This window comes from Aminobacter sp. P4_D5 (assembly GCF_056401815.1).
This window is the reverse complement of sequence record NZ_JBFUIP010000707.1, coordinates 1-715: the sequence shown is the minus strand read 5'-3', so window position 1 is coordinate 715 and position 715 is coordinate 1. Positions and strand designations below refer to the sequence as shown.

Genomic DNA, 715 nt, shown 5'->3' with positions numbered 1-715 from the left:
GCGGCGCCGTTCTCCGTCTGCTCGATGGTGAATTCGGCGCCGCTCCTGTTGATGTCGGGCGCCAGCACCTTGATCTTGAGGCGGCCGGCCTCCTGCATGTGCGAGGCGAGCTTGTCCGTCTTGTCGAGGTCGAGCGTCATGGAGGCCGCGAGGAAGGCCACCGGATGGTTCGCCTTCAGCCAGGCCGTGTGATAGGCGACCAGTGCATAGGCCGCCGCGTGCGACTTGTTGAAGCCGTAATTCGCGAACTTCTCCATGAGGTCGAAGACCTCGACGGCCGTGGCCTCGGGCACGCCGTTCTTCGCCGCGCCCTCGCAGAAGATCGCGCGCTGCTGCGCCATCTCGGCCATGTTCTTCTTGCCCATGGCGCGGCGCAGCAGGTCGGCGCCGCCGAGCGAGTAGCCCGCCATCACCTGCGAGATCTGCATCACCTGCTCCTGATAGACCATGATGCCGTAGGTCTCGGCCAGGATCTCGTGGATGCAGGGGTGCGGGGAGTTCCACTTCTCGCCGTGCTTGCGCTGGCAATAGGCGGGGATGTTCTCCATCGGGCCCGGACGGTAGAGCGAGACGGCGGCGATCAGGTCCTCGAAGCGGTCGGGACGCATGGAGCGCAGGCAGTCCCGCATGCCCTGGCCTTCGAACTGGAACACGCCGGCTGCGTCGCCGCGGGCGAGCATCTCGTAGGTCTTCGCATCGTCGAGCGGCACGGCGG

At 66.4% G+C, this 715-nt stretch carries 1 pseudogene; it reads right to left on the bottom strand.

Annotation, left to right across the window (positions count from 1 at the left end):
* A pseudogene (locus AC1DWF_RS34460) lies at nucleotides 1-715 on the bottom strand (DNA polymerase III subunit alpha); the annotation flags it as partial.